This window comes from Nonomuraea sp. NPDC050451 (assembly GCF_044458585.1).
In genome coordinates this window covers 51,214-57,213 of record NZ_JBITHZ010000057.1, presented here as the reverse complement: position 1 = coordinate 57,213, position 6,000 = coordinate 51,214, and the positions used below count along the sequence as shown (strand labels likewise).

6 protein-coding genes are annotated in these 6,000 nt (G+C 70.1%); 3 read left to right on the top strand and 3 right to left on the bottom strand.

Annotated features, from left to right (window positions below; genetic code table 11):
* Positions 1–1,632, top strand: a 1,632-nt coding sequence (locus tag ACIBI9_RS63375; protein ID WP_397238053.1) for a WD40 repeat domain-containing protein, incomplete at its 5' end; no start/stop codon positions are given.
* A 426-nt stretch (positions 1,633–2,058) separates the two neighbouring features.
* Positions 2,059–2,889, top strand: a complete 831-nt coding sequence (locus ACIBI9_RS63370) for a recombinase family protein (RefSeq protein WP_397238051.1) — start codon at positions 2,059–2,061, stop codon at positions 2,887–2,889.
* 45 nt (positions 2,890–2,934) lie between these two features.
* Here ACIBI9_RS63370 and ACIBI9_RS63365 read toward each other — a convergent pair whose 3' ends face one another.
* The 3 genes from ACIBI9_RS63365 to ACIBI9_RS63355 all read right to left on the bottom strand — a co-directional run bounded on the left by ACIBI9_RS63365 (position 2,935) and on the right by ACIBI9_RS63355 (position 4,889).
* The gene (locus ACIBI9_RS63365) at positions 2,935–3,159 is read right to left on the bottom strand and encodes a hypothetical protein (protein WP_397238049.1); all 225 of its coding nucleotides are present in this window, start codon (positions 3,157–3,159) and stop codon (positions 2,935–2,937) included.
* 106 nt (positions 3,160–3,265) lie between these two features.
* Entirely contained in the window at positions 3,266–4,015 is a 750-nt protein-coding gene (locus ACIBI9_RS63360) for an SDR family oxidoreductase (protein WP_397238047.1), read from the bottom strand.
* Positions 4,016–4,148: 133 nt separating this feature from the next.
* Positions 4,149–4,889 (bottom strand): SDR family NAD(P)-dependent oxidoreductase, encoded by a 741-nt coding sequence (locus ACIBI9_RS63355; protein ID WP_397238045.1) that lies wholly within the window; start codon positions 4,887–4,889, stop codon positions 4,149–4,151.
* A gap of 126 nt (positions 4,890–5,015) precedes the next feature.
* Here ACIBI9_RS63355 and ACIBI9_RS63350 point away from each other — a divergent pair, with 126 nt between their 5' ends.
* A complete protein-coding gene (locus ACIBI9_RS63350; protein WP_397238043.1) occupies positions 5,016–5,615 on the top strand; it encodes a TetR/AcrR family transcriptional regulator in 600 nt (199 codons plus the stop codon).
* The last annotated feature ends 385 nt before the right edge of the window (positions 5,616–6,000 follow it).

Genomic DNA, 6,000 nt, shown 5'->3' with positions numbered 1-6,000 from the left:
CCCAGCCCGGAACTCCGGATCAAAGCGACGCCTCGTGGTTCCTGCCAAGACCAAACCTCTCTTGGTTCGGTCTCCACGTTACGAGGGGAAGCCCGCTTCGGCGGGGAGTACCGGTTCCGGCACATCCGGATGCAGGACTGGCTGGCCAGCACCGCGCTGAGGCCGCCCGAGCGGAGCCCGCGGCGGCGCGGGCGCAGCAGGATCGCAGCGTTCGCGGGCCTCGCCGCCGCGCTGGTCGTGTGCGTCGCCCCGGTCCGCACGCTGCCGCCCGACAGTTCCTCTCGCACCCTTCTGACCGGTAGGGCCAAAAGCATGCACTTTCTCGACGACAACCGGACCATGACAGTGCAGCAGACGGACGGGCGAATCCGGCTGTGGGACCTGGAGACCGGACGTCCCATCGGCCGCAGCGTGCCCGGCCCCGGTAACGTGGCCTTCAGCACCGCGGGTCGGCTGGTGGCCGCGCTCGAATCGCCGGTGAACCTGTCGATCCTGGACCTGCGGACCGGGGCGGAACTGTGCAGGACCGTCCTGCCCAAAACCGCCGCCACGACCCGCACGCTGTACTTCAGCCCTGACGGTCGCGTCCTGCTCACCAGCCTAGAGCCCGGCAACTTCCAACTGTGGGAGCCGCGCACCTGCACCCGGATCGGCGGGCCCCTGGCGTCAGGGACCGACATCCCCACGTTCAGCCCCGACGGCGGCGTGCTCGTCGTCAAGGTGCCGGACAGCGACAAGCTCACGCTGTGGAACGCCCGCACGGGAGCCCGCATCGACGACGGGACCATCGCCGGCTCATCGCACTTCACGCCTGACGGCAAGATTCTCGTGACGGTGAAGGCCGGCGTGGAGATGTGGCTGTTCGATTCCGCGACGGGAAAGGTCATCGACGGCCCCCTACACGGGTACAACCCGCTGCCCGGGTACGACCTGGAGCCCGTGGTGCCGGTCGAAGGGAGCCGGTCCTACCTGATCCGCTGGAGTCGCCCGAGCGGTTCCCTGGCGGTCAGACGGCTGTGGGGAGACCAGCGCACCTTCATCTTCACCGGCGTGCTCGCCCAGCACATCGCCGGCGGTGTGCTGGCAGGCGTGCTCGCGAACGGGAAGATCCGGCTATGGAGCCTGGATGACGGCAGGCTGCTCGGCTCCATCGACACCGGTGCCCACGTGGCAAGCGTCGCCCTCAGCTCCGACGGGCGGAGCCTGCGCCTGGACAGGGGCGGCCCCAGCATCGAGTACTGGGACGTCAGGCGACGGGTCCGCGTGAGCTCCGTTGAGATGACGCAGGACGTGAGCACATGGTTCGTGCCCGGCGCGCGGACGGCGGTCGTCACGGAGACGAGGATCGACGGCGGCTGGATCATCACCCGCCTCATCGACCTCGACACCGGCGAGACGAAACCTGCCGCCATCCCCGCCGACCGGGGCACAATGAACTTTCGAGGGAACCAGGTCGCCGATCGATCCGCCGACAAACGGACAGTCGAGGTGTGGGATCTCGCCACAGGCCGGCGGTTCACCCTAACCGGCCACACCGGGGAGATCTTCAGCGTGCGCTACAGCTGGGACGACCGGCTGCTGGCCAGCCTGTCCGCGGACGGCACCATCCGCCTGTGGCCCGCCCCGGGCTGAGCGTCCTCCCGCCGTTCCAGATGACCCCGACCTGCTGGTGGTAGGCCCCGATCGCCGGCAGCCGGGTCGGCTCCTCGGTGGGTGAGTCGAAGAGGCGCAGCTCGAAGTCGCCCTCCTCGGGGCGAACGCCGCGCCCAGCTCAATCAGCTCGTCCAGGGCGTCAGGCTCGCCGAGCACGATCGACGGAAGCTGCCGTGGTGCGCCATCGGATGCCCGTTGACGGACCCGTTCGCCGGTGACGGCCCGGTAAGGGTCACGACCGCCAAGGGCATCCGCCGGCCGCCGGCGTCGCGTCCGCCTCCAGCCGGGTGCCTCACATGGCTAACGTGCCTTACAACCCCTGAATACTCGTCAGGCACGTTCCCGGACCACCCACTTGCCCAACATGCCTGACGGCTGCGAGCGACCCAAGATAACGATTGTCCCATGTGCCAGGCGCCCGCGGGCAGCGCCTGCCGGACCCGGGGCGGCAAGGTCGCCCCCAAGTACCACACGCCCCGCTTCATGCTGGCGCCCCAGCTCCGGGCCGAGCTGGAGGTGCGGACCCCGCCCGGGCGCGGGCCGGGCCGCGCCTGGCAAGCGGGCCCGGCGATCGAGGCCGCGCTGCCGACCGCCGCGGCGAAATCGACGCGGGTCGGCTACGCCCGCTGCAGCACCGCCCAGCAGGAGCTGCAGAGCCAGCTCGACGCCCTGGCCGAGGCGGGCTGTGAGCCGGTCTTCGCCGAGAAGATCAGCACCCGCGTCAAAGTGCGGCCGGAGTTCGCCAAGGCGTTGGAGTACGCGCGCACCATCAAGCGCGCCGTCCCGCACCAGCGGTTGATCTTCACCGTGCACGAGATGAAACGCCTGGGCTGCGGGGCCGCCGAACTGCTGACCATCGCCGAGGAACTGCGCCAGCACGACATCGAGCTGGAGCTGCTGACCGGCCCGCTGCAGGGCATCTACAACCCCTCCGGGCACGGGGCGGCCTTGTTCGCCTTCTTCGCCGGGATGGCCGAGTCCGAACGCGAGTACATCCGGGAAAAATCGCTGGAGGGGCAGGCCTCAGCGCGCGAGCGGGGCCGGCACGGCGGACGCCCGAAGGTGTTCGACGACGACATGATCGCCTACGCGCGGTCGCTGCGCGAGCGCGGCGTGGCCGTGCCCGACATCGCCCGCAAGCTGGTCATCCCCACGGGTAAGAACACGGGCAAGCACCCGTCCGTGGCCAGCGTCTACCGGGCGCTCGCCGACCGTCCGGCCCCGGGCGCGGGTTGACGCCCGTGGGCCTGGGCGGTGACGAACGGCCCGGGCATCCGGGGGCTACGCCGATGTGGCGGGAAAGTGGCGGTCCAGGATGTCGGCCAGCTCCGGAAGGGTCACGAACCCGCCGCCGCGGCGCAAGCGCTCAGCCCGGATGGCGACCAGTTCGGCCAGGGCCAGGGTGACGGGATGACCGGCCTGTTCGGCGGGCAGTGCCTGCAGGGCCGCCTCGAAGCGGGCCAGGACCCTGGGGAACACCTGCCGGGCCCGCTCCTCCTCCTGCAAGACGCGCTCGCCCCGACTGGAAGCGATGTTTCATAGGTGTTCGTTATGAAAGACCGCGCCAATCCACACAACCGAGAGCGTAGGCAGGACTGCTGACGAATTGAGGTCAGTAGGCGAGTTCTCCGATGCCGCCATCGACGCGCAGGACGGTGCCGGCGGTGTAGGCGGACTCGTCAGAGGCCAGGTAGACGGCCGCTTTTGCCAGTTCGGTGGCGGTGCCGATGCGATGCAAGGGCACGGTCCGCCGCAGCTCGTCGTACAGGGCGGCCTGCCGCTCGGGGCCGAGCGAGGCGAACGTGTCGGTGAGGGTCGGCCCCGGGCTCAGCCCGTTGACGCGGACGCCCCGCTCCTTCAGCTCGTAGGTCAGCCCGCGCGACAGGGACAGCAGACCGGCCTTGGCGGCGCCGTAGACCGCCGCGTGCTCGTGCCCGACGAAGGCGGAGACGGAGCCGACGAGGATGACGGACGCCTGCCGGGACAACAGCGGCAGCAGGGCCTTGATCAGGAAGAACGGCCCCTTGAGGTTGGTGGCGACGAGCCGGTCGAACGCCTCCTCGGTCCATTGCTCGATCGGCAGGTGGGTGACGTCGGCGGCGTTGCTCATCACGATGTCGAGCCGCGGCCACTCCTGCCGCAGCCGCGCCGCGAGCGCCGCCTGGCCGGGCACGTCTCCGGCGTCGCTGACGATGGACAACACCGGGCCGTCCAGCTGCCGGGCGGCCTCATCCAGCCGTTCCCGCGAGCGGCCGGTGATCGCGACAGCCGCTCCCTCGGCGAGGAACTGCCGGGCACTTTCCAGCCCGATGCCGCTCGTCCCGCCCGTGATCAGTGCGCGCTTTCCTGCAAGACGACCCATGGGACTCGTTCTCCTGACTCGCGCCAAGGCGCGTGATTGTGGTGATGGTGACGGGCCATCCCCGCCATCGTGAGACACCCGCCTGACGCCGGATCCCTCACCGCGGACGTGGCCCTGGCCGTCGTGTCGGGGGTCAGATGGCGGTACGGCCGCCGTCGGCGGCCACGACGGCGCCGGTGACGTAGCTGGCCTGGTCGCCGGCGATGAAGGCGATGACCCGGGCGACCTCGGCGGGGTCGGCGGCGCGCTTGAGCGCGGTCGTCAGTCCCATGCCGCCGAGGTCCGGACCCATGGCCGCCACCACCTTGGAGGTGGTCATCGGGCCGGGCGCCACGGCGTTGACGCGCACGTTGGAGGCGGCGAATTCGGCGGCCCAGGTGCGGGTCAGGGATTCCAGCGCTGCTTTCGTGGCGCCGTAGACCGCCATCGGCGGCATGCCCAGGCCGGCGGCGGTGGAGGTGACGTTGACGATGCTGCCGCCCCCGCCGGCGGCCATCTTCGGTGCGAGCCGGGCGACCATGATGAACGGTGCGCGCACGTTGACCGCGAAGGCGGCGTCGTAGGCGGTGAGGTCCTGGTCGGCGGTCGTGCTGAACGGGACGACGCCCGCGTTGTTGACCAGGATGTCCACCGCCCCGGCGTCGTCGGCCAGCCGCCGCACGGCCTGCGGGTCGGCCAGGTCGGCGCCGATGAAGCGCACGGTGCCGGTCGCGCTCTGCCGTACGTCGACCACGACCCGGGCGCCGCGGTCCGGGTCGGTGCCGGTAATGATCACGTTTGCCCCACTGGCGGCGAGAATCTTCGCCGTGGCGTGCCCGAGCCCGCCGATGGCACCCGATCCGGTGATCAGCGCCGTCTTGCCGTGGAAGTCCATGGGGTCCTGCCTTTCTCCGCTGGTGCGCGAGCGCGCCAGCAACTTCTATGCAACCGTTCAATAAGTCGCCCGGCCATCAACGTACAGACTTTTGTGTGAGCGGTCAAAAAGTCGTAACCTGGAGCTATGGCACGCACAGGACGCCCCCGCGCGTTCGACAAGGACCAGGCCCTGGAGCGCGCGCTGCTGCTGTTCTGGTCCCGGGGCTACGCAGAGACCTCCGTCCAGGACCTCGTCGACGCGCTGGGTCTGGAGCGAGGCAGCCTGTACGGCGCCTTCGGCGATAAGCGGCAGTTCTACCTGGCGACGGTCCAGCTGTACTGGGACACCTACGAGCGCGAGCTGATCACGGCTCTGGAGTCCGGGCCGGTGCTGCCCGCACTGCGCGAGGTCCTCGCCAACCCGGCCCGGGCACAGGAGCACGCCTCCGACGCCGGCGTTCCGCAAGGGTGCATGATCGGCAACACCACCGCCGAACTGGTCCCGCAGGACGTCGAGGCCCGCGACATCGTGGCCCGCTCGCACGCCCGTTTCACCCAGATCGTCGCCGACGCCCTGCGGCGCGCGCAGGCCGGCGGCGAGGTCACCCGTGCCGCCACCCCCGAGGCCCAGGCGCAGCTGGCGCTGTTCACCGTCCAAGGCCTGTCCCTGGTCTCCCGCGCAGGACTCGACACCTCCGCCGCGCTCGCCGCCGTCGACGCCCTGATCAACGCCCTTCGTGCTTGAAGAGCATCATTCCGGCGAGGTTGTTTTCATTCCGGGATCCACTGGTCTCGTCCGGTTCGACACCCCAGACCTGATCGCGGACGGTGGCCTAGGGTCGGTGGTGCGGTCTGCCCACGCTGGTCGGACAGTACGGTCTGGCTGCGGCCTCGAACGACGGCACCGGGGCCTTCTCCGCGGCGAAGGTGATGTCGCTGGTGGGCGTCATGGTCGCCGACAGCATCGATGACATGCACCGGCCACGGCATGCACGGTGCGATGGGCAGTCTGTTCTCCGCGCGGCTCGCTGATCAGCGGAACCGGATGGAACGCCGGATGCTGTTGCAGTATCCTCCGACACCGCGACGGAGGCTCGACGCGATGCGCGGCCATCGTCACCTCCGGAGCC